The sequence below is a fragment of the Leisingera methylohalidivorans DSM 14336 genome (genome assembly GCF_000511355.1).
Classification (GTDB): domain Bacteria; phylum Pseudomonadota; class Alphaproteobacteria; order Rhodobacterales; family Rhodobacteraceae; genus Leisingera; species Leisingera methylohalidivorans.
The window spans coordinates 1,166,733-1,192,863 of record NC_023135.1 but is presented as its reverse complement, the minus strand read 5'-3'; the positions used below and the strand labels follow the sequence as shown (position 1 = coordinate 1,192,863).

Annotated in this window: 23 protein-coding genes and 1 pseudogene; 8 read left to right on the top strand and 16 right to left on the bottom strand. The window is 64.0% G+C overall.

The annotated features are described in order from the left end of the window. Window positions 1-31: 31 nt before the first annotated feature. From METH_RS05875 to METH_RS05845, 8 genes are all read right to left on the bottom strand, one after another. Window positions 32-376 (bottom strand): hypothetical protein, encoded by a 345-nt coding sequence (locus METH_RS05875; RefSeq protein ID WP_024089508.1) that lies wholly within the window; start codon window positions 374-376, stop codon window positions 32-34. Between the two features lie 69 nt (window positions 377-445). Further along, a complete protein-coding gene (locus METH_RS24295) occupies window positions 446-586 on the bottom strand; it encodes a hypothetical protein (RefSeq protein WP_024089507.1) in 141 nt (46 codons plus the stop codon). Between the two features lie 214 nt (window positions 587-800). Next, window positions 801-1,163, bottom strand: a complete 363-nt coding sequence (locus METH_RS24700) for a DUF6497 family protein (protein ID WP_281173423.1) — start codon at window positions 1,161-1,163, stop codon at window positions 801-803. Window positions 1,164-1,291: 128 nt separating this feature from the next. Next, complete coding sequence (locus METH_RS05865) at window positions 1,292-1,720, bottom strand: hypothetical protein (protein WP_024089505.1); 429 nt, start codon at window positions 1,718-1,720, stop codon at window positions 1,292-1,294. Window positions 1,721-1,799: 79 nt separating this feature from the next. After that, window positions 1,800-3,332 (bottom strand): acyl-CoA carboxylase subunit beta, encoded by a 1,533-nt coding sequence (locus METH_RS05860; protein ID WP_024089504.1) that lies wholly within the window; start codon window positions 3,330-3,332, stop codon window positions 1,800-1,802. A 168-nt stretch (window positions 3,333-3,500) separates the two neighbouring features. Beyond that, window positions 3,501-4,709: an FUSC family protein gene (locus METH_RS05855; protein ID WP_024089503.1), complete on the bottom strand. Its 1,209-nt coding sequence runs from the start codon at window positions 4,707-4,709 to the stop codon at window positions 3,501-3,503. 22 nt (window positions 4,710-4,731) lie between these two features. Continuing rightward, window positions 4,732-5,115, bottom strand: coding sequence for a hypothetical protein (locus tag METH_RS05850; RefSeq protein WP_024089502.1), 384 nt, complete (start codon window positions 5,113-5,115; stop codon window positions 4,732-4,734). Beyond that, window positions 5,112-7,886 (bottom strand): hypothetical protein, encoded by a 2,775-nt coding sequence (locus tag METH_RS05845; RefSeq protein WP_024089501.1) that lies wholly within the window; start codon window positions 7,884-7,886, stop codon window positions 5,112-5,114. Before METH_RS05845 ends, METH_RS05850 begins: the two co-directional genes overlap by 4 nt. A gap of 180 nt (window positions 7,887-8,066) precedes the next feature. Between METH_RS05845 and METH_RS05840 the strand changes: the two genes are divergently transcribed. From METH_RS05840 to METH_RS05830, 3 genes are all read left to right on the top strand, one after another. After that, complete coding sequence (locus tag METH_RS05840) at window positions 8,067-9,278, top strand: multidrug effflux MFS transporter (protein WP_024089500.1); 1,212 nt, start codon at window positions 8,067-8,069, stop codon at window positions 9,276-9,278. Window positions 9,279-9,353: 75 nt separating this feature from the next. Beyond that, entirely contained in the window at window positions 9,354-10,742 is a 1,389-nt protein-coding gene (locus METH_RS05835) for a helix-turn-helix domain-containing protein (RefSeq protein ID WP_024089499.1), read from the top strand. 44 nt (window positions 10,743-10,786) lie between these two features. Continuing rightward, the gene (locus METH_RS05830) at window positions 10,787-11,602 is read left to right on the top strand and encodes a patatin-like phospholipase family protein (RefSeq protein ID WP_024089498.1); all 816 of its coding nucleotides are present in this window, start codon (window positions 10,787-10,789) and stop codon (window positions 11,600-11,602) included. A gap of 212 nt (window positions 11,603-11,814) precedes the next feature. Here METH_RS05830 and betA read toward each other — a convergent pair whose 3' ends face one another. From betA to METH_RS05810, 4 genes are all read right to left on the bottom strand, one after another. After that, on the bottom strand, window positions 11,815-13,470 hold the full coding sequence (gene betA / locus METH_RS05825) for a choline dehydrogenase (protein WP_024089497.1): 1,656 nt from the start codon (window positions 13,468-13,470) through the stop codon (window positions 11,815-11,817). A 108-nt stretch (window positions 13,471-13,578) separates the two neighbouring features. Next, window positions 13,579-15,036: a betaine-aldehyde dehydrogenase gene (gene betB, locus METH_RS05820; protein WP_024089496.1), complete on the bottom strand. Its 1,458-nt coding sequence runs from the start codon at window positions 15,034-15,036 to the stop codon at window positions 13,579-13,581. 63 nt (window positions 15,037-15,099) lie between these two features. Further along, the gene (gene betC / locus METH_RS05815; RefSeq protein WP_024089495.1) at window positions 15,100-16,608 is read right to left on the bottom strand and encodes a choline-sulfatase; all 1,509 of its coding nucleotides are present in this window, start codon (window positions 16,606-16,608) and stop codon (window positions 15,100-15,102) included. A 125-nt stretch (window positions 16,609-16,733) separates the two neighbouring features. Beyond that, window positions 16,734-17,942, bottom strand: a complete 1,209-nt coding sequence (locus METH_RS05810) for a choline transporter (RefSeq protein ID WP_024089494.1) — start codon at window positions 17,940-17,942, stop codon at window positions 16,734-16,736. Between the two features lie 159 nt (window positions 17,943-18,101). On the opposite strand from METH_RS05810, the gene betI reads away from it, so the two are divergent. Next, entirely contained in the window at window positions 18,102-18,677 is a 576-nt protein-coding gene (gene betI / locus METH_RS05805) for a choline-binding transcriptional repressor BetI (RefSeq protein WP_024089493.1), read from the top strand. 40 nt (window positions 18,678-18,717) lie between these two features. Here betI and METH_RS05800 read toward each other — a convergent pair whose 3' ends face one another. The 4 genes and pseudogenes from METH_RS05800 to METH_RS05785 form a co-directional block, all read right to left on the bottom strand. Then, window positions 18,718-19,740 carry a DUF1036 domain-containing protein gene (locus METH_RS05800; protein WP_245602956.1) on the bottom strand — a complete coding sequence of 341 codons (1,023 nt, stop codon included), beginning with the start codon at window positions 19,738-19,740 and terminating at the stop codon, window positions 18,718-18,720. A gap of 66 nt (window positions 19,741-19,806) precedes the next feature. Next, window positions 19,807-20,667, bottom strand: a complete 861-nt coding sequence (locus tag METH_RS05795; protein ID WP_024089491.1) for a DMT family transporter — start codon at window positions 20,665-20,667, stop codon at window positions 19,807-19,809. A 110-nt stretch (window positions 20,668-20,777) separates the two neighbouring features. Further along, window positions 20,778-21,723 (bottom strand): annotated as a pseudogene (locus tag METH_RS05790) (pirin family protein). 84 nt (window positions 21,724-21,807) lie between these two features. Continuing rightward, window positions 21,808-22,410 (bottom strand): LysE/ArgO family amino acid transporter, encoded by a 603-nt coding sequence (locus METH_RS05785; RefSeq protein WP_024089490.1) that lies wholly within the window; start codon window positions 22,408-22,410, stop codon window positions 21,808-21,810. 89 nt (window positions 22,411-22,499) lie between these two features. Between METH_RS05785 and METH_RS05780 the strand changes: the two genes are divergently transcribed. From METH_RS05780 to METH_RS22575, 4 genes are all read left to right on the top strand, one after another. After that, a complete protein-coding gene (locus METH_RS05780; RefSeq protein WP_024089489.1) occupies window positions 22,500-23,387 on the top strand; it encodes a LysR family transcriptional regulator ArgP in 888 nt (295 codons plus the stop codon). A gap of 12 nt (window positions 23,388-23,399) precedes the next feature. Beyond that, window positions 23,400-24,092 carry a nitroreductase family protein gene (locus tag METH_RS05775; RefSeq protein ID WP_024089488.1) on the top strand — a complete coding sequence of 231 codons (693 nt, stop codon included), beginning with the start codon at window positions 23,400-23,402 and terminating at the stop codon, window positions 24,090-24,092. 88 nt (window positions 24,093-24,180) lie between these two features. Continuing rightward, complete coding sequence (locus METH_RS05770; protein WP_044008574.1) at window positions 24,181-25,017, top strand: COG3904 family protein; 837 nt, start codon at window positions 24,181-24,183, stop codon at window positions 25,015-25,017. A gap of 88 nt (window positions 25,018-25,105) precedes the next feature. Next, entirely contained in the window at window positions 25,106-26,128 is a 1,023-nt protein-coding gene (locus tag METH_RS22575; protein ID WP_052348671.1) for a DUF1036 domain-containing protein, read from the top strand. Window positions 26,129-26,131: the final 3 nt, after the last annotated feature.

Genomic DNA, 26,131 nt, shown 5'->3' with positions numbered 1-26,131 from the left:
TGAACCGTGATATGCGCCCGGGGCCGCGGCATCAGTCGAACGCGTCCGGGAAGGAGGCGCGCGCCACCGCCTCGTCAATGACCAGCAGCGCCTCGTAACTGGCGGGGTCAAACGGATCCTCGGCCGGGATCACTTCGCGGCCGAACAGCCAGCTCAGACGGCCGGCGTCCAGATTGCCGCGCTCGAACGGCTGATCGCCGAACTGCTCCCACAGCGCCCGCATGAAGGTGGCATCGACGCGGCGGTCGACGTTCTTGCGGTCGCGGTAGCGCTCGCGCCGGGTCAGCGGCGTGACCCCCTTGGGATTGGGGCGGCGGACGGTGAATTGGAAATCGGTGCCGGGCATACGGCCCGGAAACCCGCGGTGTTTCAGCATTTGGGTGCCTCCTGTCCGGCACCCTGCGGGCGGGTAAGGGCCGGCCGCAGGGCCGGACCCTTGTGGTCGTTACTTGTACTTGCCGGTGAATTCCGGCTCCTGCGAGATCGGCTCGGGCTCGACCACGACAAACTCTTCTTCCTGCTGGGCGCAGGCAGTGACGGCAGCCAGCAGGCCTGCCAGGGCGATAAGCTTGATGCTCTTGGACATTTCTGTCTCCTGATAAAAAAAGCGAAACCTGCGGGGGCGTGGCCCGCCGCGTGCCTCAACCTCAATGTGAAGGCAGCCCGCGGGCTGCCCGCACCAAGGATAGCCGGGTTTGCGTCCGAGTCACATGCGAATCGCGGCAATTGGCGGCGCTGTGGCTGCAATGCCGCAAGAATCCGCCGATCTGAAGTTCTTCCCGCAAGATGTTGTGGATGCATCAGAAAGCCTCCCAAATGCAGGCCGCGCTGTCGGGGCGGTAAGCCTCGAAAAACTGGGTGGCGGCAGGGTCCTGCGCCCCGAACGGCACCGCCCGGTCCGAGAGCGAAATCACCACCCGCGCCGCGGTCAGATCCTGTTCGGCCAGGTAAGGCAGCGCCAGGGTCTCGCAGAGGTGGTCCATGTCGGGCGCCGCCGCCTCATAGCCGACAGAGCCGCTGCCGCGGGCAATTTCCGGCGCCAGGAAGCGGAACCGCGCCCAGGTTTCGCCTGCCTGCCCGGCCGCCTCGTCCAGCAGCACCTCGGCGAGGGTCACGGGCTGGCCTGACGGCACCGCAACCGGCTCGGCGGCAGCAACCGACAGGGCTGATAATGCAAAGGGGACAACCGCCAGATATCCGCAGCCCCGGCCCCCGGTTATCCGGGCTCCTCCGGCCGGGGCTGCTGGCGCAGCGCTGAACGCGCGCGCTGTCTGATTCCGGCTGACGCGGATCATGAAACTGATTCGCTCTTCATGTCAAATTTTGCCGCAATTCCGGGCGTATTATTCGTTTTCGGGCCGGTTTGCGGGCATGTCCTGTCCCGGCGCGGCGCCGCGTGGCGCAGCCAGCGGGTCCGGTTGGCCGGGTTTTCCAGCACATCAGCGATCAGCCCGGCGGCATTGGAAGGCACCCGGCCCAGCACTTGCCCGCCCGCGCGGACCCGCAGCCCCTGCCCCTCAGGTGTGATTTCCACCACCGGGGAGAAGCCGCGCAAACGCTGCAGCCGCCGCCAGAGGTCCTGGCGGATCTGATGCGCCAGACGCTGCGGGTCCGCCTGCGGCAGCAGGGTTTCCGCCGCCACATCAAAGCGTGCAGGCAGGCGGCGCGACAGCGTCAGCCCCCCGTCTTTCCGCGTGATATGCCAACCGCTGCTGGACAAATCCGAAGCCTCCCTCTTCTTTCTGGTCACAAATATTCCCGGGGGTGCGGGGGCTGTCTGCCCCCGCTCAGCACTTGCCTCAGAGCGGAATGTTGTCGTGTTTCTTCCACGGGTTCTTCAGCTGCTTGCCGCGCAAGGAGGCAAAGGCGCGGGAGACACGGCGGCGGGTGGACTGGGGCATGATCACCTCGTCGATGAAGCCGCGCTCTGCCGCCACGAAGGGGTTGGCGAAACGGTCTTCATACTCCGCGGTTTTCTGGGCGATCTTCTCGGGATCGTTCAGATCGGCGCGGTGGATGATCTCGGTGGCGCCCTTGGCACCCATCACCGCGATCTCGGCGGTCGGCCAGGCATAGTTGAAATCGCCGCGCAGGTGCTTGGAGGCCATCACGTCATAGGCGCCGCCATAGGCCTTGCGGGTGATCACGGTGACCTTGGGCACGGTGGCTTCGCCATAGGCAAACAGCAGTTTTGCACCGTGCTTGATGACGCCGCCGTATTCCTGGGAAGTGCCCGGCAGGAAGCCCGGCACGTCGACGAAGGTCAGGATCGGGATCTCGAAACAGTCGCAGAAGCGCACGAAACGCGCCGCCTTGCGGGAGGAGTCGATGTCGAGGCAGCCCGCCAGCACCATCGGCTGGTTGGCGACAACGCCGACGGTCTGGCCTTCGAGCCGGATGAAGCCGGTGATGATGTTCTTGGCGAAATCCTCCTGGATTTCGTAGAAGTCGCCCTCATCCGCGATCTTGGTGATCAGCTCCTTCATGTCATAGGGGCTGTTGGGGTTTTCCGGGATCAGGGTATCAAGACTGGTCTCGATCCGGCCGGGTTCATCAAAGAACGGCCGCACCGGCGGCTTTTCCTGATTGTTGAGCGGCAGGAAATCGACCAGGCGGCGGACTTCGGCCAGCGCTTCGACATCGTTTTCAAAGGCGCCGTCGGCGACGCTGGACTTCTTTGTGTGGGTGGAGGCGCCGCCCAGCTCTTCGGCAGTCACCACCTCGTTGGTCACGGTTTTCACCACGTCCGGGCCGGTCACGAACATGTAGGAGGTGTCCTTGACCATGAAGATAAAGTCGGTCATCGCCGGGGAATAAACCGCACCGCCGGCACAGGGGCCCATGATGACGGAGATCTGCGGGATCACGCCGGAGGCCATGATGTTGCGCTGGAAAATCTCGGCATAGCCGGCCAGCGCATCGACACCTTCCTGGATCCGGGCGCCGCCGGAATCGTTGATGCCGATCACCGGGGCGCCGTTCTGCACCGCCATATCCATGATTTTGCAAATCTTCTGGGCATGGGTTGCCGAGACCGAGCCGCCCAGCACGGTGAAGTCCTGGCTGAAGACATAGACCTGGCGGCCATTGATCGTCCCCCAGCCGGTGACCACGCCGTCGCCTGCCGGCTTGTTGTCTTCCATGCCGAAATCGGTGCAGCGGTGGCTGATGAACATGTCGAACTCTTCAAAGCTGTCCTCGTCCAGCAAAAGTTCGATCCGTTCGCGGGCTGTCAGCTTGCCGCGGCCGTGCTGTGCGTCGATGCGGCGCTGGCCGCCGCCCAGCCGCGCGTCCTGGCGGCGGTCTTCCAGCTCGGAAAGAATGTCTTTCATGGCACATGTCCCCTGTAGATTTCTCCGCGACCATATATTGCGCTGCAGCGAAGCCAAAGGACATTATCGCAAATTTGCAAATCTTTTGCATACGGATGGCGCAAATCTGCAAATCAGCAAATCCGTAGCCCGGTTTCCGGCCCCCTGCCCGCGGCCGGAGGTGCGTCCTCAGGCGGCTTTGGCGATCTCGGCCATTTGCCGCAGGGCATTTGTCAGCGGAGTCTTGACCGGGGCTTTCACGCCGAAAGGATTGTCTTCGACCATGGCGATCACCGGATCATCCTTGAGGAACTTCAAGTAGGCGGCAATCTGGGCCAGCAGCGCCTGTGCGGCTTTTTTGCGGGCCTCGCCGGTGGCGGATTTCATCTCGAACAGCGCCTTCATCAGCGCGGTCTGATTGCCATCGGTGACGCCCGGCAGGCCGGCATCGGCGATTTGCGCCAGCACCGGGTGGTTCTGGGATTTCAGCGCGTCCTGAAGGCTGGAGATGCCGCGGTCCACATCTTCCTTGGCAGCCTGCCAGATCTCCATCGGGTCGGCTGGCGGCACCGTGTCCCCGGCAGGAGTGTCCAGCGCCCTGATCAGCGCTTTCAGCCCATCGGCGGCCGCGGGCAAGGCGCCTGATTTCAGGCTGGCGGCAATGGCGCGGGCCTGTTCGGCCAAAGGGGCGGCCTGTTCTGGCGGCAGGGATTTGATCCTGGCGGCCTGTGCGGTCAGCAGTTTGGAGAGCTTGGCAGCCTGCTCCGGATCCGCCGGGGCGGATTTCGGCTGGGCTTGCAGCTTGGCCAGTGCGGCCTCCAGCCGGTCAAGCCGTGCGGCGCAACCGTCGTGATCGCCCTGCCCCAGCAATTTCACGCTGGCCTTGATCTCCGGCGCGAGCTTGCCCGCCAGATCCGGGTTGCCCAGCGCCTTGACCGCCTCCGCGGCGGCGGCGATGCGCTGTTTCAATGCGGCTGCCGCTCCATCATCCGCCGGTGCCGGCGCGCCGGCTTCAGGCGACTCTGCGCCGTCATCCGGCAGGCTTTCTTCATCGATGATGCTGCCGTCGGGCCCGATCAGGACCGGCTTGAATTTGACCATGCCCTCTTTCATGAATTTTTTCTTCAGCTGCTTGACGATGCCCTTCAGCGGCTTTTCCGGCTGCAGGAGAACCTCGTTCTCCTCGACCCGCAGGGTGCCGAAGCAGGACTTCTTGATCGCCGGGGCCTTTTTCATGTCGCCGCGCAGCACTTTGCCGGGCTTGCGCAGGTCGATCATCAGCCCGCAGTCTTCCGGCTTGCCCGCAAGGCCGAAGGCGAAAGGCAGCGCCTTGCCGGAGGCCTTAGCCTTTTTCAGAAGTTTCAGGACAGCGTCCGCATCAAAAGCCTGATCAGGCATGGCAGGTCTCCTAAGCTGGCTCCTAGCTGGCGTTGCCGGTGAAGGCATCCCAGTCCTCAGCGCTCATTTCCACAAAATCGAGATCCGCTTCGTCGCCCGGTTCGGACAGCGGCTGATCCGGCCAGATCATTCCGTAGGCACGGCGGAACAGCGCCTGCAGCTCGGCCTCGTCAAAGGGGTATTGCTGGCCTGCAAACTGGCCGATGCGGCCGCGTGGATTGGCGATCAGCGAATCCAGCGCCAGCCGCAGCCAGTCGAGGTTGCCCTCTTTGTAGGCGCGTTTGTGCATGCTGCGGATGTCGGCGTCGAACTGGGCCAGATCGGCCATCGGATCGGGCGCGTTCACCGCCCGGCCCATGGTCAGAAGCCGCGTGTAGCCTGCGATCAGTTCCTTGCGGATTTTCATGGGATCATGTTCCCCGGATTGCCATTGGTGTAGGTCTTGGTTTCGTTGTCCCAGCCGTCGGCGACCGGGTATTGCTGCATCATCACCCAGCGGCCCGGAATCTTGGCCGGGGCGGAGTTGTGCCGGATGGTGTATTTCGCCACATAGTCGGCGTTATCCTGGGCTTTTTCCTCGGGGTAGTCCGTCGCGGGATCGGGATGGTTGGTGGTTTCCGCAGGCAGCAGCTCCGGCTCCCAGATAAAGTTCACATAGGCGCGGGTCAGGCCCTCGACCTCCTCGAAGCTTTCATAGGTCTTATCCGCGATCGGCTCGCCGCTGTCATCGGAGCGCAGGTGTTTCTTGCGGCCGATATAGGCCTTATCGATCGGGCGGCCGTGCTCGACGGTGAAATCCGCGCTTTCGTCCGGATCCGTCAGCGGATTGCCGGTGAAAGTCATTTCGGTTTCAGTGATGTCCACACCCTTGGCCAATGCGGCTTCGGCGGCAATCTCGCGGCCTGAAAGCCAGTCCTGCGGGCTGTGGAATTTTGACGACGCGCCGGTAAAGGAGCGTTCGTCGTCGGAATGCGCATTGGGCGGCTTGCCGGTTTTCAGGCGGGTGATCAGATCCTCGTCGCTGACATCCGGCCCGTGGCGGTCGAGCGAATGGCCTGCGTTGCTGCCAACCCCGTCCATCATTTCATAGGCTTCCGCCGCTTCGGTGCTGAGTTTTTCCAGTTCCTTGCGGACCTGATCAAAGGCGGTTCCGGCCTTGTCGAAATCCGGTTTCTTTGCCTCAGCCTCAGCCGCCGCGGCCTTGTCCTCGAAGGGTTTCAGCTCCTTTGACGCAACCCCGGCCCGTTTCAGCGCAGCAATAATGCCCTGCACCTGGAAACGGGCGGTGGCCATCGGCTTGACCGTCTTCAGCAGTTTTTCGTGGGTGTCCAGCATCAGGAAAGCGTCGCCGTATTCCTTGTCTTTCCCGGCCCGGTCCCTGGCCGCCTGCAACGCCTCGTCCAGTTTGCTCTCTGCCGCTGGCAGCTTCAGGTATTTTTTGGTCCGGGCGTGTTCTTTTTCGACCTTGACAAGCTTCCCCCGGTAATCCGCCATAGCCAGGACGAGATCCATGTAATCGGTGCCATCCAGCACCGTTTGCAGATCACCCGTGGCCTTGGCGGGATCGCCGCCGCGGGCCGTGATTTCCGCGGCCTTGATCGCGTCATCCAGCGTGCTTTTCAAAGCATCCGCATCGCCGGGCAGCACCGCAAGCAGATCGCCGGCAGCCTTTTTGGTGGTCAGATAGCCCGGCATTGCACGCAAAAGCGCCAGCGCCGCGGGCACTGCGCTGACGGCTTCGGGGTATTTCTGCGCAGTGATATTGTCCGCCACCGGTTTGTGGAAATCATAGGCGGCGGCCGCTGGGAATTGCGTCAGGATCTGCGCCATTTCGCGCCGGCCGTCCACAACCTTTTCCAGCTTGAACAGCTGGCTCAGCTTGGCATGGTACTGCGGCGCGCCGGTTTTCTTGTCGAACTTGTCATCATCCGCCAAAAGCTTATGCGCGTTCCAGGTTGCGGTCAGGTCGCTCAGCTCGGGCTCTGCCAGAACCTTTTTCAGGGCGTCGTATTTCGCCTCCAGCGCCTTGACGATCTGTTTGGAGTGGCTCTTGCGCATCAGGGCGCGGTTGGCCTTTTCCCAGACCTGCAGATCCGCCTGCGCGCCGGCGGGATCATTGGCGCCCTTGAATTTCTGCTTGGTATCCGCTGCCGTCAAAGCGTTGCGGAACCCCTCATCCGCTCTGAGGGAGCCGTCAAAGCCGCGCATGTAACGGGCCAGCTTGCCGCGCTCCGTGGAGCTGTAGTCGATCAGCTCCTGCAGCAGCGCCTTGGCCTCGGCAAACTTCTGGTCCTTATAGGCTTTCTTTTTGGCGTTCTTCAGGTGATTGCGGAAATCCCTGGCGTCCGGAACCGCGCTGGCCAGAATAAACGTGCAGCGGTCATGGGTGTTCGCCATGTAGCCGTCCATCAGCGCAGCGAAACTGAGTGCTTCCGCCAGATCGCCCTCATCGCCCAGATTGGTTTTCCAGGCCTCCAGCGCCGACCTGGCAGCGCCGAAGTCCCCGGCCTTGGAATGGGTGGCCGCGGATTTCATCTGGGTGCTGCGGGCGGCTGCGGCGGCGTCCTTTGTGCCGCCTGTCATCGGATTGATCAGTGCCAGCGTGGCGTGCGTCCAAGTGTCGAAATAGATGCCGTATTTGCAGGCGTCTTCTGCCTTGGCCGAAATACCCTTGGCGGTGGCCTCCACCGCCGCAAATTCCTTGTCCGTGACGGCGGCCGCCATGGTTTTCTGCGCGGCCTTGATCAGGCCCTCCACATAGGTAAAGGCGCCCTGGTCCAGGCTGTCGCGCACCGATGCGAATTTCTCCTCCGCCGCGGCCAAGGCGGATTGCGCCAGGCCCCGCGCGGCGGCAACATCCAGCTGCGCGGCGATCTGGCTGGCCAGGTCCGAGATATCGCTGTCGATCTTGTCAAACGCCCCCGCCTCATCCGCGCTGAGGATTTCCTTCTTCAGCGCCTTGCGCCCGCCTGCCAGGCTGCGCCGCGCGCCTGAGCTGAGGGCAGCGGGAATGGTGATCTTGTTCAGTTCCGCCAGGGCCGCGTTGCGCCGGTTGTCCACTGCCTCATCGCCCGGACCGGGGAGGTCCGGCATGGTCCAGGCCTTGAGGCTGTAAAACCGTTCGGCCCATTGCCGGATGGCCGGATTGTTGGCAAGCGGATCAGGGGTATTGGCCATGGGTCACCTCAACAGAAAAAAGGCCAAGCCTAAGGGAAACGCGTGAAAAATGGAGTGCTCAAGCAACCATAGGTGAGGCTTTGAATTTCACGCAAGAGTCTTTTGACGCTGCGGCACCCTTCTGCCCAGAGGTGCGATGGACTGATGGACAAGACGGGCTGACTGCTCTAACCCGATGGTATGTCCACTTATAATCACCGCTTGTCCGGCCAGCGGACGCCTCCGCGCATTTTCACCCTGATCCTGCTTGCCGGGCTGTCGGCGCTTGGCATGAACCTGCATCTGCCGTCGCTGGCAGGCATGGCTGACTATTACGCGGTTGATTACCGGGTGATGCAGCTGTCGGTGGCGCTGTATCTGGCGGGCAACGCGGTGGTGCAGATCTTTGTCGGGCCGATTTCGGACCAGATGGGGCGGCGGCCGGTGATCCTGGTCAGCATTGCGCTGTTCCTGCTGGCGACCCTGGGCTGCATCTATGCGCCGACGGCCGAAATCTTTCTGCTGTTCCGGGTGGCGCAGACTGTGGTGGCTGCCACCATGGTGCTGAGCCGGGCGGCGGTGCGCGACATGTATGACAGCAACGAAGCTGCCAGCATGATCGGCTATGTCACCATGGGCATGGCCATCGTGCCGATGATCGGCCCTGCGATCGGCGGCTTTCTGGATCAGTGGATGGGCTGGAAGGCCAATTTCTGGATGCTGTTCCTGGTCGGTGCGGCGACGCTGGCCATCACCTTTACCGATTTCGGCGAGACCGCCCACAAAAGCGGCAAGACGCTGGCGGCGCAGTTCCGCGAGTATCCCGAGCTGCTGCGCTCGCCCCGGTTCTGGGGCTATTCGCTGTCGTCCGGCCTGGCGTCGGGCGCCTTTTTTGCCTATCTGGGCGGCGCGCCATTTGTCGGCACCGAGGTCTATGGCCTCAGCACCGCAGAGCTGGGAGTGTATTTTGCGGCGCCGGCGGTGGGCTATTTTGCCGGCAACTTCATCTCCGGGCGCTATTCCACCCGGCTTGGCATCAACCGGATGGTGCTGTGGGGCTGTGTCATCAATGGCGGCGGGGTTCTGCTGTCGCTGCTGATTGCGATGGCCGGGGCGGATACCGTCTATACCTTCTTCGGGCTGATGTGCTTTATCGGCCTGGGCAATGGCATGGCGATCCCCAATGCCACTGCCGGCGCCATTTCCGTGCGCCCGCATCTGGCGGGCACCGCATCCGGCCTCAGCGGCGCGATCATGATCGGTGCAGGTGCTGCGCTCAGCGCGTTTGCCGGCATGCTGCTGGTGCCGGGCTCCACCGCGGTGCCGTTGCTGGCGATCATGTTCGCCACCGCCATCAGCGGGCTGGTGGCGATCCTGATGGTGGTCTGGCGGGAGCGGCAGATCGGCGCATAAGCCCCGCGCCGGGCTTGCAGCCCCGGATTTGCAATTATACTCTTCGCAAGAATTGGATTTGCAAAGGCGCGCCTCATGGCCACCCAGAAATTGTATGCCGGCGCCAAGCTGCGTGAAATGCGGCAGCGGCTGGAGCTGACGCAAAAGGATTTTGCCGCCAAGCTGGGGGTCTCGCTGCCCTATCTGAACCAGATGGAGAACAACAACCGCCCGGTGTCGACCACGGTGGTGCTGGCGCTGGCGCAGGAATTCGGCATGGATGTGACCGAGCTGAGCGCCGGTGACAGCGAGCGGCTGGTCAGCGACATGCGCGAGGCGATGGCGGATCCGGTGTTTGCCGACGAGGCGCCGCCGCTGGCGGATCTGCGGCTGACCGCCTCCAATGCGCCGGCCCTGGCGCGGGCGTTTCTGTCGCTGCACCGCGCCTACCGGCAGACCCATGAGCGGCTGGCGTCGCTGGACGAGGCACTGGGCCGGGAAGATGCGCGCATTCAGGCCTCCCCCTGGGAGGAGGTGCGGGATTTCTTCCACTACTGCGACAATTACATCGACGCGGTGGACCACGCGGCAGAGCATTTTGCCGCCGCCAGCGATATCCGCGCCGCGGCCGTGGCCGAGCTGGAGCGCGGCGGCGTCACCGTGCGCCAGTCCGAGATGGAGGGTTTGCGCCGCTATGATGCGGCGGCAGGGGTGCTGCATCTGTCCAACCGCTCGGCGCCGCAGACGCAGCTGTTTCAGATGCTGCTGCAGGTGGCGCTGCTGCGGCAGAACGCGCTGCTGGAAGCAACGCTGGATTTTGCAAAGTTCCAGAGCGAGGAGGCCCGCGCGATCGCCAAGATCGGCCTTGCCAATTATTTCGCCGGCGCCGCCTTGATGCCCTACACGCGGTTCCTGGAGGCGGCACAGACCTGCCGTCATGACCTGGAGCTGCTGGCGATCCGCTTTGGCGCCTCGATCGAGCAGATCGCGCACCGGCTGTCGACCATGCAGCGGCCCGGCGCCAAGGGGGTGCCGTTCTTTTTCGTGCGCGTCGATCAGGCGGGCACCATCACCAAGCGCCATTCGGCCACCCGGCTGCAATTCGCCCGTTTCGGCGGCGCCTGCCCGCTGTGGAATGTGCACCGCGCGTTTGAGACCCCGGGCCGGTTCCTGCGCCAGCTGGCCGAGACGCCGGACGGGGTGCGCTATATCTCGCTGGCGCGGGATGTGTCGAAGCCGGGCGGATCCTTCGGCGCCCCGGTGCGGCGCTATGCGATTTCGCTGGGCTGCGAAGTACGGCACGCCGAGGCGCTGGTCTATGCGGACGGGATGGATGTAAGCCAGGACAGCGCCTATGAGCCGATCGGCATCTCCTGCCGGATCTGCGAGCGGAAGGATTGCCATCAGCGCTCGGTGCCGCCGCTGGAACGGCGGCTGACCATCAACACCGACCAGCGCGGCGTGCTGCCCTATGAGGTGAGCTGAAGAACGGCTGGCCTGGGTGCGCCGGGCGTTCTAGGCTGGTGCCCATGGCAGCATTTGAACAACTGGTCCTGTCCGGCGGCGGATGCCGGTGTTTCTGGCAGGGCGGCTTTCTGCATGCCATCGAAGAAGAGCTGCCGCTGCAGCCCGCCCGCGTGACCGGGGTCTCGGGCGGCGCGCTGACGCTGGCCGGGTTCCTCGCCGGCCGCGGCGAGCGGGTGCTGGCAGAGATGAAAGAGGCGTTCCGCAGCACTGATCGCAACCTGAACTGGCACAAGCCCGGGGCAGACCGGCTGACGCCGCATCAGCGGGTTTATGCGGAGGTCGTCAGCCGGGTGCTGGACGGTGACGCCCTGGCGCGGGTTGCAGCCGGGCCGCAGTCCCAGATCCTGCTGGGCCACCCGCCTTCGGACCGCTGGGCGGGCCTGACCGGCAGCCTGGCGACCCTGGCCTATGAAGCGGAGCTGCATATCGTCGGCTCGCCGCATTTCAACTGGGCGGAACGGTTCGGCGTCACCTCCAGCCTGGTGGATGCCCGGATTGCGGCGCGCAATGGCAGGCTGGCCGATCTGGTGCGGTTCGCCGCAACCATCCCGCCGGTGTTCAAACCGCCCCGCTGGGACGGGATGGCGGTGATTGATGGCGGCATGGCCGATCAGGCCCCTATGCCGGAGCCGGATGACGGGCGCACGCTGGTGGTGCTGACGCGGCCCTACAAACGCCTGCCGCAGGTGGCCGGGCGGCTGTATGTCTGGCCCGCTGAGGAAGTTCCTGCGGACAAGATAGACTTCACCGATCCAGCGAAGATCCAGGCGACCTGGGATGCAGGCCTGGCGGCTGGGGAAGCGTTCCTGCGGGAGTGAGCGGCAGTGGGGCTGCGGCCCAAGTCCGATCTGAGTACGATCTGGAAGCAACTGACCCGAGGCAAAAACCGGGACAGCGCCCCTGCCCGGCCGCCGAGGCGCAGATCAATGGATGCGGCGGCAGCGCTGATTGCCGGGCTGTCTTTCAGGCAGGAAATAAGCCGCCCGCGTAAAGGGGAGGTGGCGGGCGGCTTGCTGGCAGCGCAACAGGATCAGCGCTGCGCTTCGCGCCAGTTCGGGTTGAACCACGGCTCGGCGTTCGACGACGGCAGGCGGCGGCCCAGGATGTGGTCGGAGGCCTTCTCGCCGGTCATGATCGACGGGCCGTTGAGGTTGCCGTTGGTGATGCGCGGGAAGATCGAGCTGTCGGCAACCCGCAGGCCATCGACGCCGATGACACGGCATTCCGGGTCAACCACCGACATCGGATCCTCCGCAGCACCCATTTTGCAGGTGCCGCAGGGGTGATAGGCGCTTTCCACATGCTCGCGCAGGAAGCCGTCGATCTCGTCGTCGGTCTGCAGATCCATGCCGGGCTGGATCTCGTGCTTGAGGAACGGCTTCATCGCGTCCTGGGCAAAGATCTCGCGGGTGAGGCGCACGCATTTGCGGAAGTCGATCCAGTCCTGTTCGGTCGACATGTAGTTGAACAGGATGCTTGGCGCATCTTTCGGATCGGCAGAGTTCAGCGTGACCGCGCCGCGCGACCCGGAGCGCATCGGACCGACATGGGCCTGGAAGCCGTGGCCTTCGGCTGCGGCCTGACCGTCGTAGCGGACGGCAATGGGCAGGAAGTGGTACATGATGTCCGGATAGTCCACGCCCTTGCCGGAGCGGACAAAGGCGGCGCTTTCGAACTGGTTCGACGCCCCCAGGCCGGTCTTGGTGAACAGCCACTGCGCCCCCACCAGCGCCTTGCCGAAGAGGTTCCAGTATTTGAACAGGGTGATCGGCTGTTTGCAGGCGAACTGGAAGTAAAACTCCAGGTGGTCCTGCAGGTTCTGGCCCACGCCGGGCCGGTCGGCAACCACCTCGATGCCATGTTCGGCCAGATGTTTGGCCGGGCCGATGCCCGACAGCATCAGCATCTTGGGCGAGTTCAGCGAGGAGGCCGCCAGGATCACCTCGGCATTTGCGCGGATCACCTCGACCTTGCCGCCGCGTTCGATCTCGACCCCCACGGCGCGGCCGTCCTCGATCACCACCTTGCGGGCGAAAGCGCGGATCATATCGCAGTTGCTGCGCTTCAGCGCCGGGCGCAGATAGGCGTTGGCGGCGGACCAGCGGCGGCCTTTGTAGACCGTCATTTCCATCGGGCCGAAGCCTTCCTGCTGTTCACCGTTGTAGTCGGATGTGACCGGGTAGCCGGCCTGTTCGCCGGCCCTGACGAAAGCGTCATGCAGCGGGTTGTCGCGGGGGCCGCGGGTCACATGCAGCGGGCCGTCCTTGCCGCGCCAGTCCGGATCGCCGCCATGGCCGCGGCCGTTCCAGGTTTCCATGCGTTTGAAATAGGGCAGCACGTCGGCATAGGACCAGCCCGCGGCACCGCTGTCGGCCCAGTGGTTGTAGTCGCCTGCGTGGCCGCGCACATAAACCATGCCGTTGATCGAAGAGGAGCCGCCGATCACCTTGCCGCGCGGGCAGACCAGCTCGCGGCCGCCCAGATGCGGTTCGGGCTGGGATTTATAGCCCCAGTCGTAAAGGCTCATGTTCATCGGGTAGCTGAGCGCGCCCGGCATCTGGATGAGCGGCCCGGCATCGGTGCCGCCGTGTTCGATCACCAGGACTTTCTTGCCGGCCTCAGACAGCCGGTAGGCCATTGCACAGCCGGCAGACCCGGCCCCGACAATCACATAATCCGCGTTCATTTCTACTCTCCATCCGGCAGCCGGAAGATCTGGACTGCTGCCGTTTTCTTCAGATTGGGCGGGCGCGGGGCGCGCCCTGCCCGGCCGTTGTTTTCAGACGGGTGCCGGTCAGAACGCCGCTTCGACGTCGCCCATGCGGACGTAGACGGATTTCACCTGGCTGAAGTGCTTGATCGCCTCTTTCGAGTTCTCGCGGCCCACGCCGGAGGCTTTCACACCGCCGAACGGCGCCTCGACCGGCGCGTCGTTGTAGGAGTTGATGAAGCAGCTGCCGGCCTCAAGATTGCCGATCACCCGGTGCGCACGGGTGAAATCCTTGGTGAAGACACCGGCGGACAGGCCGAATTCGGTGTCATTGGCGCGGGCCACGACTTCTTCCTCGGTGTCGAAATCCAGCACCGACATAACCGGGCCGAAGATTTCCTCGCGCGCGATGGTCATATCGTCGGTCACGTCAGCAAACACGGTGGGCTCGATGAAGTAGCCGTCCATATCGGCGCGCTTGCCGCCGCAGATCAGGCGGGCGCCTTCGGCTTTGCCCTTTTCGATGTAGCCCAGCACGATGTTCATCTGGTTCTCAGTCACCATCGGGCCGAAGCTGGTGGACTCATCCATCGGGTCGCCCAGAATGGCGTTGCCGGTGCGCTCGGCGAGGCGGGCAAGGAATTTCTCCTTGATGCCCTTCTGCACAAACACCCGGGTGCCGTTGGAGCAGACCTGGCCGGAGGAGTAGAAGTTGCCGTTGATGGCGCCGCCGACGGCGTTGTCGATGTCGGCGTCATCGAAGATGATCAGCGGCGACTTGCCGCCCAGTTCCATGGTGACGTGCTTCATCCCCGCAGCGGCGGCGGCGTAGACCTTTTTGCCGGTCGGCACCGAGCCGGTGAGCGAGACCTTGTCGACGCGCGGGTCGGTGACCAGCGCGCCGCCAACCTCGCCCATGCCCTGAACGACATTGAACACGCCTGCGGGGGCGCCGGCCTCGATCAGGATTTCGGCCACTTTCAAGGCGCAGAGCGGGGTCGTCTCGGAGGGCTTGAACACCATCGAGTTGCCGCAGGCCAGCGCAGGCGCGCCCTTCCAGCAGGCAATCTGGGTGGGATAGTTCCAGGCGCCGATGCCGACGCAGAGGCCCAGGGCCTCGCGTTTGGTGTAGACCCAATCCTCGCCCAGCGGGATGTGTTCGCCGGTGAGCGAGGCCGCGAGGCCGCCGAAATATTCCAGCGCGTCGGCGCCGGAGGTGGCGTCGGCCACGAGCGTTTCCTGCAGCGGTTTGCCGGTGTCGTAGGTTTCCAGCACCGAAAGGCCGTGGTTGCGCTCGCGCATGATGTCGGCGGCCCGGCGCAGAACGCGGCCGCGTTCGGTGCCGGTCATTTTCGCCCATTCTTTCTGGGCTTCCTTAGCGGTGGACAGCGCCTGTTCGACGATTGCCGGGGTGGCGGCGTGGACAGTGGCGATCTGCTCGCCCGTCGCGGCATAGATCACCGGGATCGGGGTGCCGGCAGTGTCTTCGACGTAGGCGCCGTTGATGAAATGGCTGGCTTTGGGCTGTGCGGGGTGTGTCATGGTTTTCATGCCTCCGGCGGGGATATTGAGGGCCAGCAGAACTGGCCGGATACTGAATTCGGGTTACTCGCCCCTTGGGAAGCGTTTGCTTTCCTCAAGGGTGTTGAGATCCATGTGGTTGCGCATGTAGCGCTCGGATGCTTTTTGCAGCGGCTGGTAATCCCAGGGGTAATAGCCGCCCTGGCGCAGGGCCTCGTAGACGACCCAGCGGCGGGCCTGGCTGGCGCGCACCTCGGCGTCGAACTGGCCGAGGTTCCAGCGCGCGTCTGATTTGGCGCGCAAGGTTTCCAGCGTTCCGGCATGGGCCGGATCGGCCGCCAGATTGGTCAGCTCGTGCGGGTCGGCCTGCAGATCGAACAGTTGATCGGGGTCCAGCGCGCAGCGGTTGTATTTCCACTTGCCGTAGCGGAGCGACACCAGCGGCGCATATGAGGCCTCGGCTGCGTATTCGATGGCGACCGGTTCGGTCCGTTCCGTGCCGGTGGCCAGCGGCACCAGGTTGTGACCGTCGGTCCAGGGTTCGATCTCGGCCATATCGACACCGGCCAAGGCGCCCAGCGTCGGGGTCACATCCAGGGTGGAGACCGGTGTTTCGATCAGCCCCGCAGGCAGGTCCGGCGCCGAGATCATCAGCGGCACGCGCGAGGAGCCGTCATAGAAGCTCATCTTGAACCACAATCCGCGCTCGCCCAGCATGTCGCCGTGGTCGGAGACAAACAGGATGATCGCCTCCTGCCGCGTGGTTTCCAGCACGTTCAGGATCTCGCCGATCTTGTCGTCGAGATAGGAGATATTGGCGAAATAAGCGCGGCGGGAGCGTTTGATGTGGTCTTCGGTGATGTCGAAGCTGCGCCAGTCGTTGGCGTCAAAGATCCGCTGCGCGTGGGGGTCGTGGTCGTCATAGGCCATTGCCGGGACTTGCGGCAGCAGATGCTCGCAATCCTCGTACAGATCCCAGTATTTCTTGCGCGCCACATAGGGGTCATGCGGGTGGGTGAAGCTGACGGTCAGCGCCCAGGGGCGATCGTCCAGCCCGCGCGACAGCTCATACAGTTTGGCGGTGGCGTTATAGGCGACCTCGTCGTCGTACTCCATCTGGTTGGAGGTTTCCGCGACCCCTGCCCCGGTGACCGAGCCCATGTTGTGATACCACCAGTCGATCCGTTCGCCCGGTTTGCGGTAATCCGGGGTCCAGCCGAAATCGGCCGGGTAGATGTCGGTGGTCAGGCGGTCTTCGAACCCGTGCATCTGGTCGGGGCCGACAAAATGCATCTTGCCCGAGAGGCAGGTGTAATAGCCGGCCCGGCGCAGGTGGTGGGCATAGGTGGGGATATCGCTGCGGAATTCGGCGGCGTTGTCATAGACGCCGGTGCGCGACGGCAGCTGGCCGGACATGAAGCTGGCGCGGCCAGGCGCGCACAGCGGCGACGCGGTATAGGCGTTGGCGAAACGGGTGGAGCGTTCTGCCAGTTTCTTGAGGTTCGGAGCATGCAGCCAGTCGGCGGGGCCGTCCGGGAAGAGTGTCCCATTCAGTTGGTCAACCATCAGGATCAGGATATTCGGGGCACTCATCGCGGACCTCCCAAGTATTGGCGATGTTTCTTCGAAAGGCGCCTGGCAGGCCCGAAGGCACTGCCAGGCGGTTGGTGGCTGGTCCCGTCATTCAAGGAAACCAGGGGCCAGCCGGGAGACCGCCCCTAGTGGGCCGCCTTGATCTTGTCGAAGTCGAGCGTGTTTTCCTCGGGCGAGGCGGTGATGCTCATCACTTCGCCGCGCTTGAAGACCACGATGTAGGCCAGGCAGGCGACGTAGATGCCGATCACCGCGGTGCCGATCCACTGGATCTGCAGCCACTGGCTCTGGAATGCCAAGGTGAGGACAAACAGAACAACCGCATTGCCCAGCACATAAGGAATGGTGCCGAAACGCTTGGCCGTCAGGTTCAGGTTGTCGGTGTAGAGGCGGATCAGCGAGTCAAAGGAGTTGACCACAAAGATGATGCCCACCGCGACCATGGAGACGTTGATCAGCAGCGTCGTCTCGATGCTGTTCAGGTGGTAGTAGTAAAGCACCGAGAACCACACACCCAGCGGGATCGACGGGAAGATCAGCAGCGCGGCCAGAACCTGCCAGGTGCGCAACCCGCCGACAAAGCGCGAGGTGAACTGGCCGATCATGATCGACCAGGCGAACCACCAGAACAGGTAGAATTCGTGGTAGTCGGTCAGCGGCAGCACGAATTTGTGAATGTTGGCAAAGTAGCCGCCGATGTTGGAGGCGGTATCGCCGAAGGCGCCCAGACCCATGCCGGAATAGGCCCACATGCCGAGGATCAGCGCCAGGAACAGCACGGTGGATCCGACGGACAGAATGCGCACGTATTTGATGTCGGTCGAGGAGAAGGCGGCAAACAGGATCACCAGGAAGGTGATGACATAGAAGGCCGGGATCACCGTTTCGCCGTCGCCCATGAAGGTGGCGTAATACGGCAGGTAGATCAGGAACAGCGCGCCGGTGAAGGCGCAGGTGCCGATGATCACGATGTTGTTGATCCATTTCACCAGCGGGATCTCGAAGAACTTCACCCGCGGCTCGATCACGCAGAAATAGAAGGTCGTCAGGAAGTAGAAGCCCCAGATCAGGAAGCCCCAGAAGCCGAATTCCAGCGCCAGCGGGTTGGTGAAGCCGTAGGCGGGCTCGGCCGCGGTGTCGGCATAAAGCGGGAAATCCCAGGCCAGCGGGAACATGATCAGGCCCACGTCCAGCCCCGAGGTGAAGAGAATTGCGATGAAGGTGAACAAGTGGACCGGGGTCACGCCGACGTTGCGGACGTTCCACCACTTGATCACGCAGAACACCACCAGCGCAAAGGCCAGCAGAATCCCGAATGAAATGATTGAAGTCATATGTCCCTCCCATTTCCGGGCGGTTTCCGCCCTTAGACATGGGAGGAGTACATACCACAGCCGGCTGATGCGCCAAACAGTTTTTTAAACAGCCATTCAAGTTTTCAATTCGCGCTAACAACAGTTGAAACTGCGCCCCAATTGCCTCACAACTTATTCATGAGCAGGAAACGCATCCGGGACATCCGCAACGAAGAGCTGATCGAAGCCACCATCGTTGCCGTGCACAAGCGCGGCTACGGGGTTGTAACCATGGCGGAAATCGCGCGTGAGGCAGGCGCCTCGGCGGCGTCGATCAACTATTATTTCGGCTCCAAGGAAGGCCTGATGGAAGCCACCATGCTGCACCTTCTTGGCAAGCTCCGCCGCGCGATGAGCGAAGGTTACGCAACCGCCCGAACCCCGCGCGAGCGGCTTTATGCGGTGATGGATGCGAATTTTGCCGACGGCCTGTTCACCGTGCCGCAGTGCAGCATCTGGATGCAGTTCTGGGCAAATGCCCCCTATTCACCGCGCCTCAGCCGCCTGCACCGAATCAACCGGGCCCGGGTGCGCAGCCATTTCCTGGCCGAACTGCGGGCGCTGCTGCCTGCCGGGCAGCTGGAGACCGCGCGGCAGGCGCTGCAATGCTACATGGACGGGGTCTGGCTGCAGGCGGCGCAATCCGACGCTCCGCTGGACCCGGATGAAGCCCGCGCCGCGGCGCACCGGGTGGTGGATCTGGTGATCCCCTGAAGGCGCAATCTGCCACCCCCCCGGCCCCGGCGCCCTGCCTCTAGTACAGCCGCCAGTAGTCCAGCCGGGTGCCCTGCGGCAGGTAGATCAGGGTCATGGTCTCGTCGGTCAGGGATTTGATCTGGTAACACAGGCTGGTGCTGCTCAGGCTGTCCCAGACCTTCAGGTAGTCGCCCTCCTCTTCGGTTCCGCCGCAGCTGCCCTGCACCGCGATAAATTCCGGGGGCAGCTCGATGCCGCCGTAGCTGAACCGGCGCACGGCCCCGGAGATTTCGAACCTGTCCATTGGATTCCGCTCCGACATCCATTCCCCCTGCATCTGCTCCAGCATCCGGTCGAACCGGTTCGGTGCGCGCGGCGTGACACTGTACAATTCCAGGCTGCCAGAGTTGCCGAACCGGGTGGTCATCTCTCCGTCAACCTCCAGCGGGGTGCCGTGCAGCAGTCCCAGAAGATACGTAAAGACCGGATCCGAGATCTCCACCCTGCCTTCGGCGCCGAACTTCATACCGTTGCCGACAAACCTGCAGGTGACGAATTCGGCTGCATCCGGCTGTGTGCAGCCCTGAAAGACCACGTCCACCGAATAGTGTTCCTTGTTTTCCGCGTCGCGGCGGATTTCCTGAGGCGGCACTATCGCCGCGCTGCCGCTTGCGGGATGCGAGCGGCGGCTGAGTTGGATTGTCCGGTTTTCTGTGTCGAAGACCGCCTTGGCAAACCCCTGCCTGGCAGGATCCTGCAGCGCGCAATCCGCGCCATCCTCAATCCGGAAGCGGCCCGGTGCGGTGCAGAACCGGACACTGTCGTCGCGGAACCTGTAACCGGGGCTTTCGGCGCGGAAGTAGAAATAGTTGCGATGATAGCCCTGCGGCACCGGTTCCGCGCAATCGCCCGAAGGCAGCGGCTGCCAGCCCTGCGCAACCCAGCGGCCGCCGGTGTGCAAGGTGACGGCCAACTGATGCTGGACCTTTGTATCGTTGCAGATACGGGTCCCGGCCCGGGCGGCCATCTGGCCAAAGAACACGTCCAGCAACAGCACCGGCAGCCAAAGGTATTTCATCATTCTCCGCCCCCGCAGATGTCTGTAAGCGCGGGGCTTTAGCCCGGTGCCGCCACAACCATAAGAAAATCAAACGCCTGCTGCATTACCGGAAAGTGAAGAATCTTTCTTTTTTATCCTGGATTCACGCCAGGAAATGAAGCTGACCGCGGCCAGGATCAGCCCGCCGCCGGACATCACCCAGACGTCAACCGGCTCGCCGAATGCCAGGGCGCCAAGCAGCGTCGCCCAGACCAGCTGCAGGAATGTGACCGGCTGGGTCACCGCCACAGGCGCCGCGGCAAAGGCCAGGGTCATGGTATAGTGGCCCGCGGTGGCAAAGCAGGCGACCCCGAACAGGATGGCGATCTCGGCCGGCGTGGGTGTCACCCAGACCGCCAGCGCAAAAGGCGCCAGCCCCAGGGTCACAAAGGCCGACAGCATGCCGACCACAACGGCCGGGCTGTTGCTGCCGACGGTAAATTTGGCGATCAGGTAGGAGGCGCCGAAGAACACCGCAGTGAACAGCATCGCCATATGGCCGGGCGAAATCTCGCGGAAGCCCGGCCGCAGGATGATCGCGGCGCCGACCAGCGCCACGGCTATCGCCGAAATCCGGCGGATCGCAAGTTTCTCGCCCAGGAACAGCGCGGCGCCCAGGGTGACATAGACCGGCGACAGGTAGTTCATCGCGGTGACCTCGGCCAGCGGGATCTGGGTCATGGCGAAGAACCACAGGATCACCCCGGCGGTATGCACCGCGCCGCGGCCCGCAAACAGCGCCCAGAGCCGCGGGGTAAGATGCGCCCGGCGCAGGGCTCCGGCCATCGGAATCAGGAAGACCAGCCCCAGCAGATAGCGCAGAAAGGCGCTTTCAGCGGGCGGGATGCGGCTGCCAAGGTGTTTGACCAGCGCCGTAACAGCCACAAAGCAGAGGCCGGTGACGACCATCCAGAACACGCCCTTGAGCGGGTTCTGTGCATGTTGGATGGCGGCGGCGTTCTGTCTCATGAGCTGACAGAACACCCGTTCGGGCGGCAGCGCAAGACTTCACATGTGAATTATTTCCAGGGTTCGGGCAGCGGGGTGAATTCCTGATCATCGCCGGGGGGCAGATGGAAACGCCCCTGCTGCCAGTCGCCTGCGGCCCAGGCGGATTTTGCGGCCTCGATCCGGTCCCGGGAGGAGGCAACGAAGTTCCACCAGATGTAGCGCGGCCCGTTCAGCGTCGCTCCGCCCAGCGCCATCAGCCGCGCCCCCCTGCGCGCCGGCGGTCACGGTGATCTCATCCCCCGGGCGGAACACCATCATGCGGCCGGCCTCAAAGGTTTCGCCGGAGATTTCCACCGCCCCTTGCGTGACATAGAGCCCCCGGTCCTCGTGATCCGGGGGCAGAGGCAGCTTGGCCCCGGCCTGAAGCACCGCATCAGCATAAAAGGCTTCGGAATAAAGCGTTGCAGGCGCCTTTTCACCCCAGGCCGAGCCGAGGATCAGGCGCACAGCTTTGCCCTTGCCCTCCAGCAGCGGCAACGCCTCCTTGCCATGGTGTTCGAAAGTGGCGGGTGCATCCTCGTGGCTCTCGGGCAGTGCGATCCAGGTCTGGATGCCGAACAGGCTGCTTGGGCCTGTGCGGGTTGCGGGTGAGGTGCGCTCGGAATGGGTGACGCCCTGGCCTGCCACCATCCAGTTCACCTCGCCCGGAAAGATCATCTGATGGGTACCTAAGGAATCGCGGTGCTCAAACTCGCCCTGATAGAGGTAGGTCACGGTGCCAAGGCCGATATGCGGATGCGGCCGCACGTCGATCCCCTGCCCGGTCAGGAATTCGGCCGGGCCGGCCTGATCGAAGAAGATGAACGGCCCGACCATCTGGCGGCGCGGCGCGGGCAAGGCGCGGCGGACCTCAAACCCGCCGATGTCGCGGGCGCGCGGGATGATCACCGTTTCAATAGCATCAAGGCTGCCTGCATCAGGGCATCGCGGTTCCAAAGCCGGGTTCCAGCTCATCCTTCTCTCCTGTTGGTGGCTGCAAAAGACAGATAGCGCGATTCTGCGCAGGCGTCAGGGCGGCCTGCGCACAGGGGCTGTTCGTCACATCATCAACAGTTTGAGCGCAATCGCCCACATGGTGAGGCCGACAATGGCGTCCAGCACCTGCCAGGCGCGCGGCCGGGCAAAGACCGGGGCCAGCAGGCTGGCGCCATAGCCGAGCGTGAAGAAGAAGGTGAAGCTGGCGATGGCGGCACCGGCGGCAAAGACCAGCGGCTGCGGATACTGGGCCGAGATCGACCCCAGGAGCACCACGGTGTCCAGATAGACATGCGGGTTCAGCCAGGTGAGCGCCGCAACCGTCGCCAGCACCGGCAGCAGGGCCGCGCCTGCGCCTTCGCCCGCAGCGTCCAGGGTTTCGCCGCCGCGCCAGGCCGCGCGCAGGGCGCGGGCGCCGTACCAGACCAGAAAGGCGGCACCGCCCCAGCGCATCGCCTGTTCGAACCACGGAACCGCCAGCGCCACCGAGCCGAAGCCCAAGACCCCTGCGGTGATCAGCAGCGCGTCGGAGCCGGCGCAGGTGAGGCAGATCCAGAACACATGCTGGCGCCGCAGCCCCTGGCGCAGGACAAAGGCGTTCTGGGCGCCGATCGCCATGATCAGGCTCAGGCCAAGGGCAAATCCGGCAAGCAGGCTGGGGGGCATCGTGGTCTCCGTCGTTGTGCTGGGATTTGACTAATGCCCGCCGCGGCATTAATCCAGTTAAAGACACTTATGTCAGATTAGAGTTGCTAATGCAGATGGACCCCAGCCAGCTGGCAGCGCTGAGCGCGGTGCTGCGCCTCGGCGCCTTTGAGGCCGCGGCGCATGCGCTGTCGGTGACCCCCTCGGCCGTATCGCAGCGGATCAAGGCCCTGGAGGACCGCATTGGCACCGCGCTGGTGCTGCGCGGCGCGCCGTGCACCGGCACCGCAGCGGGCCTCAGGATTGCCAAACATGCCGAGGACATCGGCCTCTTGGAGGCGCAGCTGGCGCGTGAATTGTCATTGGAGGCGGACCACGGCCCGGTGCGGCTGCGGATTGCAGTCAATGCCGACAGTCTGGCCAGCTGGTTCATCGAGGCAATGGCTGGTGTGGAGGGGGTGCTGTTCGATCTGTTGGTGGACGATCAGGACCACAGCGCGGAGTGGCTGAAACGGGGGGAGGTGTCGGCGGCGGTGACCGCCAGCTCCAAGCCCGTGACCGGGTTTGATGCCTATCCGCTGGGCACGCTGAATTACGTGGCAACCGCCAGCCCGGATTATTTGGCGCGGTGGTTCCCGGACGGGGTGACCCCCGGGGCGGCCGCCCGCGCGCCCTGCCTGATTTTCAACGCAAAAGACAATCTGCAGCGGCTGTGGCTGGAACGGAATGCGGGGCCGGGGCTGTCTCCGCCGGCGCATTACCTGCCCTCGACACAAGCCTTCATTGATGCTGCCGCAGCGGGCCTGGGCTGGGGCATGAACCCGCTGGCCATGGTCGCCGGCGACATCCGCAGCGGACGGCTGGTGCCGCTGATCCCGGACACCGCGCTGCCGGTGCCCCTGACCTGGCAGGTTGCGCGGGTCATGGCCCCTGCCCTTGCGGAGGTGACCCGCGCGGTGCAGAAATCAGCTAAGATGTATTTGTCGCAAACCGCATGAGAAAGGCCGCCCATGGTTTCAAAAGATGCTCTCAGCTATGATCCGCTGCCCTTGCCGGACCGGGCTGGGTATTCCGACAAGGAAATGCAGCAAAAGGCGGCCGGTTTCCTGGCCCATATGCAGCGGCGGCACTCGGTGCGGGATTTTACCGGTCAGCCGGTTCCGCGGCAGGTGATCGAGACCTGTATCCGCGCCGCCGGAACCGCACCCTCGGGGGCCAATCACCAGCCCTGGTTCTTCACCGCGATCTCCCGCCCCGACCTGAAGGCGCGGATCCGCGCCGAGGCTGAGGAAGAGGAGAAAAAGTTCTATGCGGGCGGTGCGGGCGATGAATGGATCAAGGCGCTGGAGCCGATCGGCACCAATGCGGACAAACCGCATCTGACCACAGCGCCCTGGCTGATCGTGGTGTTTGCCCAGCGCTGGGGGGAATTCGAGGACGGCAGCCGCTACAAGCACTATTACGTGCCGGAAAGCGTGAACATCGCCACCGGTGTCTTGCTGACGGCGCTGCACACCGCGGGCCTGTGCACCCTCACCCACACGCCGAACCCGATGAAGTTCCTGAACAGCGCCCTGGGCCGCCCGGCCGCGGAAAAACCGACGATGATCATCGCCGTGGGCCATCCGGCCGAGGGCGCGACGGTGCCGTCTGTTGCCAAGCTGAAAAAACCGCTGGAGGAGATTTCGGCATTTCTGGAGTGACCGCCGCCGCGGGGATCCGGAAAATTCAAATTTTCCGGCCGGTTTTCTTGCAAGAAAATTGCACCGCTTGCGGCGGGCGGTGCGGCTGATGCGGGAGCCTGCCTCCCTGCGCCGCAGCCTGGGCCTGCAGGTGCTGCTGCCGCGGGCGGCGGTGGTGCTGGTCTGGCTGGCGCTGAACCAATGGACCCGCCTGCCGCTGCCGCTGGTCTTTTCCCTGATGGCGGCAGACGGGCTGTTTCTGCTGTGGCAGGCCCGTTTCTTTCTGCAAAGCGCCGATGCGCATGTGCGCAGCACCGGGGCGATGGCGCCGGTCTGGGGCGGCTATCTGGTGCTCATGCTGGCCGGCTTTGCCGCGGTCACCCTGTGGTGGGATGCGCAGCTGATTGCCCGGGCGGTGGATGAACCCGCCTATGCCGAACAGCGGCGGCAGGAACGCGAGGCGCTGTACCGGCTGACGGTGTCCGAAGATGGCCGCGTGCTGGTGTTTGACGGCGAGATCACATTCGGGCTGACCGGGCGGATAGACCGGATGGCCCGCCGGCACCCCGGCCTGCAGCAGATTTCCCTGACCGGTCCCGGCGGGCTGATTGCCGAAGCCCGGGGCGCGGCCAGGCTGATCCGGGACCGCGGGCTGGCCACCCGTGCAGAGGGTTTGTGCGCCTCTGCCTGCACGCTGATGTTCACGGCCGGCCATCGGCGCAGCCTGGGGGCCCTCGGGCAATTGGGGTTTCACGGCTATGGCTTGCAGTCCGCCAGCGGCCTGCCGCAGATCGACCTGGAGAAAGAGCAGGAAAAGGACCATGCGTTTTTGCTTGCGCAGGGGGTGAGCGCAGCGTTTGCAGACAGGATTTTTGCTATCCCGCACAACCAGATCTGGATACCGGACACCGCAGCCCTGCGCGCAGGCGGCGTTGTGACCGACTAGCAGGCCTGCCGCCGGGCAACCGGGTTTTCCTTGCCGCATCCGCCAATCTTCCCTAGCGTTTCGGGCATCAACCGGGGGACATTCGGACATGAAGCGCATTTTTGCGGCGGCGGGCCTGGGCTTGGGGCTGGCAGCTTCGCCTGCCATTGCCGGGCTGGAAATCTGCAACAAAGCAGGGCAAAGCCTGAGCCTGGCCATCGGCTATTCCAGCGACGGGGACTGGGTGTCCGAAGGCTGGTGGAACATTCCGGCCGGAGCGTGCAGAACGCCGGTCGGCGGCGATTTGAAGATCCGCTATTATTATTACCGGGCCAATGCCTCGGGCGCGGCTTTTGCCAGCGGCGATTACACGTTCTGCACGTCGCCTGAACCCTTTACCATTCACGGCGACAGCCAATGCGGCCCGCGCGGATATGAAACGCAGGGCTTTCGCAAACTGGACACCGGCGAGACCGCCACCCATTTCACCCTGACGCTCAATGCTGCGGCTGACCCGCCCGCCGCGCAGGCCCCGGTTGCGCAGGATCCGGCCCCGGCGCAAGGCATCACTCCGGGCACTTACGGCGAGCCTTATGCGGACGATGCGACCTTGCAGGGCTGTTCTTCCGACGGGCCGCGGGAATGCAGTTTCCACGCTGGCGGCACCAAGTTCTTGGTCCGCGATGACGGGCGCACGCCGCAGTTTGTCTTTTCGGTCATGGAAACGCTGGATACCGGCACGCCGATCGTTGTGGAGGGAGATCTGGAAGCGATTTACGACCGGACCGCGGATGTCGTCCTGCGGGATGTCTCGGTGCGGCCCTGGAGCGAGCATGACGGGCTGCTGAACAAGCTGCAGGGGCACTGGTATTCGGTGGACGATCCCAACGCGCAGTTTACCGTTCTGGGCGCGGAACGGGACAACAGCTATGACGGTGCATATGCCGGGCGGGACTACCTGGCGGTCTCGGAATGGTGCGGCGGGTTTGAAGGCAGCGGGCCGTATCTTTATGCCCGCGAGGAAGAGACCGGCGAGGATTACTGCTATGTGATCGACCATGTGGATCACCTGGAGCTGACGCTGATGTATCTGCCGCGCGGATCTATCCTGCGCTACCGCAAGCTGGAGTGACCC

Excerpts from the sequence above, each read along its gene's own strand:
- METH_RS24295 (WP_024089507.1), bottom strand. The coding sequence starts at position 586 with ATGTCCAAGAGCATCAAGCTTATCGCCCTGGCAGGCCTGCTGGCTGCC.
- METH_RS05855 (WP_024089503.1), bottom strand. The coding sequence starts at position 4,709 with ATGCCTGATCAGGCTTTTGATGCGGACGCTGTCCTGAAACTTCTGAAA.
- betA (WP_024089497.1), bottom strand. The coding sequence starts at position 13,470 with ATGAACGCGGATTATGTGATTGTCGGGGCCGGGTCTGCCGGCTGTGCA.
- betI (WP_024089493.1), top strand. The coding sequence starts at position 18,102 with ATGAGCAGGAAACGCATCCGGGACATCCGCAACGAAGAGCTGATCGAA.
- METH_RS22575 (WP_052348671.1), top strand. The coding sequence starts at position 25,106 with ATGAAGCGCATTTTTGCGGCGGCGGGCCTGGGCTTGGGGCTGGCAGCT.
- betC (WP_024089495.1), bottom strand. The coding sequence starts at position 16,608 with ATGAGTGCCCCGAATATCCTGATCCTGATGGTTGACCAACTGAATGGG.
- METH_RS05875 (WP_024089508.1), bottom strand. The coding sequence starts at position 376 with ATGCTGAAACACCGCGGGTTTCCGGGCCGTATGCCCGGCACCGATTTC.
- METH_RS05850 (WP_024089502.1), bottom strand. The coding sequence starts at position 5,115 with ATGAAAATCCGCAAGGAACTGATCGCAGGCTACACGCGGCTTCTGACC.
- METH_RS05770 (WP_044008574.1), top strand. The coding sequence starts at position 24,181 with ATGCGGGAGCCTGCCTCCCTGCGCCGCAGCCTGGGCCTGCAGGTGCTG.
- METH_RS05830 (WP_024089498.1), top strand. The coding sequence starts at position 10,787 with ATGGCAGCATTTGAACAACTGGTCCTGTCCGGCGGCGGATGCCGGTGT.
- METH_RS05840 (WP_024089500.1), top strand. The coding sequence starts at position 8,067 with ATGTCCACTTATAATCACCGCTTGTCCGGCCAGCGGACGCCTCCGCGC.
- betB (WP_024089496.1), bottom strand. The coding sequence starts at position 15,036 with ATGACACACCCCGCACAGCCCAAAGCCAGCCATTTCATCAACGGCGCC.
- METH_RS05860 (WP_024089504.1), bottom strand. The coding sequence starts at position 3,332 with ATGAAAGACATTCTTTCCGAGCTGGAAGACCGCCGCCAGGACGCGCGG.
- METH_RS05845 (WP_024089501.1), bottom strand. The coding sequence starts at position 7,886 with ATGGCCAATACCCCTGATCCGCTTGCCAACAATCCGGCCATCCGGCAA.
- METH_RS05810 (WP_024089494.1), bottom strand. The coding sequence starts at position 17,942 with ATGACTTCAATCATTTCATTCGGGATTCTGCTGGCCTTTGCGCTGGTG.
- METH_RS05785 (WP_024089490.1), bottom strand. The coding sequence starts at position 22,410 with ATGCCCCCCAGCCTGCTTGCCGGATTTGCCCTTGGCCTGAGCCTGATC.
- METH_RS05775 (WP_024089488.1), top strand. The coding sequence starts at position 23,400 with ATGGTTTCAAAAGATGCTCTCAGCTATGATCCGCTGCCCTTGCCGGAC.
- METH_RS05835 (WP_024089499.1), top strand. The coding sequence starts at position 9,354 with ATGGCCACCCAGAAATTGTATGCCGGCGCCAAGCTGCGTGAAATGCGG.
- METH_RS05780 (WP_024089489.1), top strand. The coding sequence starts at position 22,500 with ATGCAGATGGACCCCAGCCAGCTGGCAGCGCTGAGCGCGGTGCTGCGC.
- METH_RS05795 (WP_024089491.1), bottom strand. The coding sequence starts at position 20,667 with ATGGTCGTCACCGGCCTCTGCTTTGTGGCTGTTACGGCGCTGGTCAAA.
- METH_RS05800 (WP_245602956.1), bottom strand. The coding sequence starts at position 19,740 with ATGATGAAATACCTTTGGCTGCCGGTGCTGTTGCTGGACGTGTTCTTT.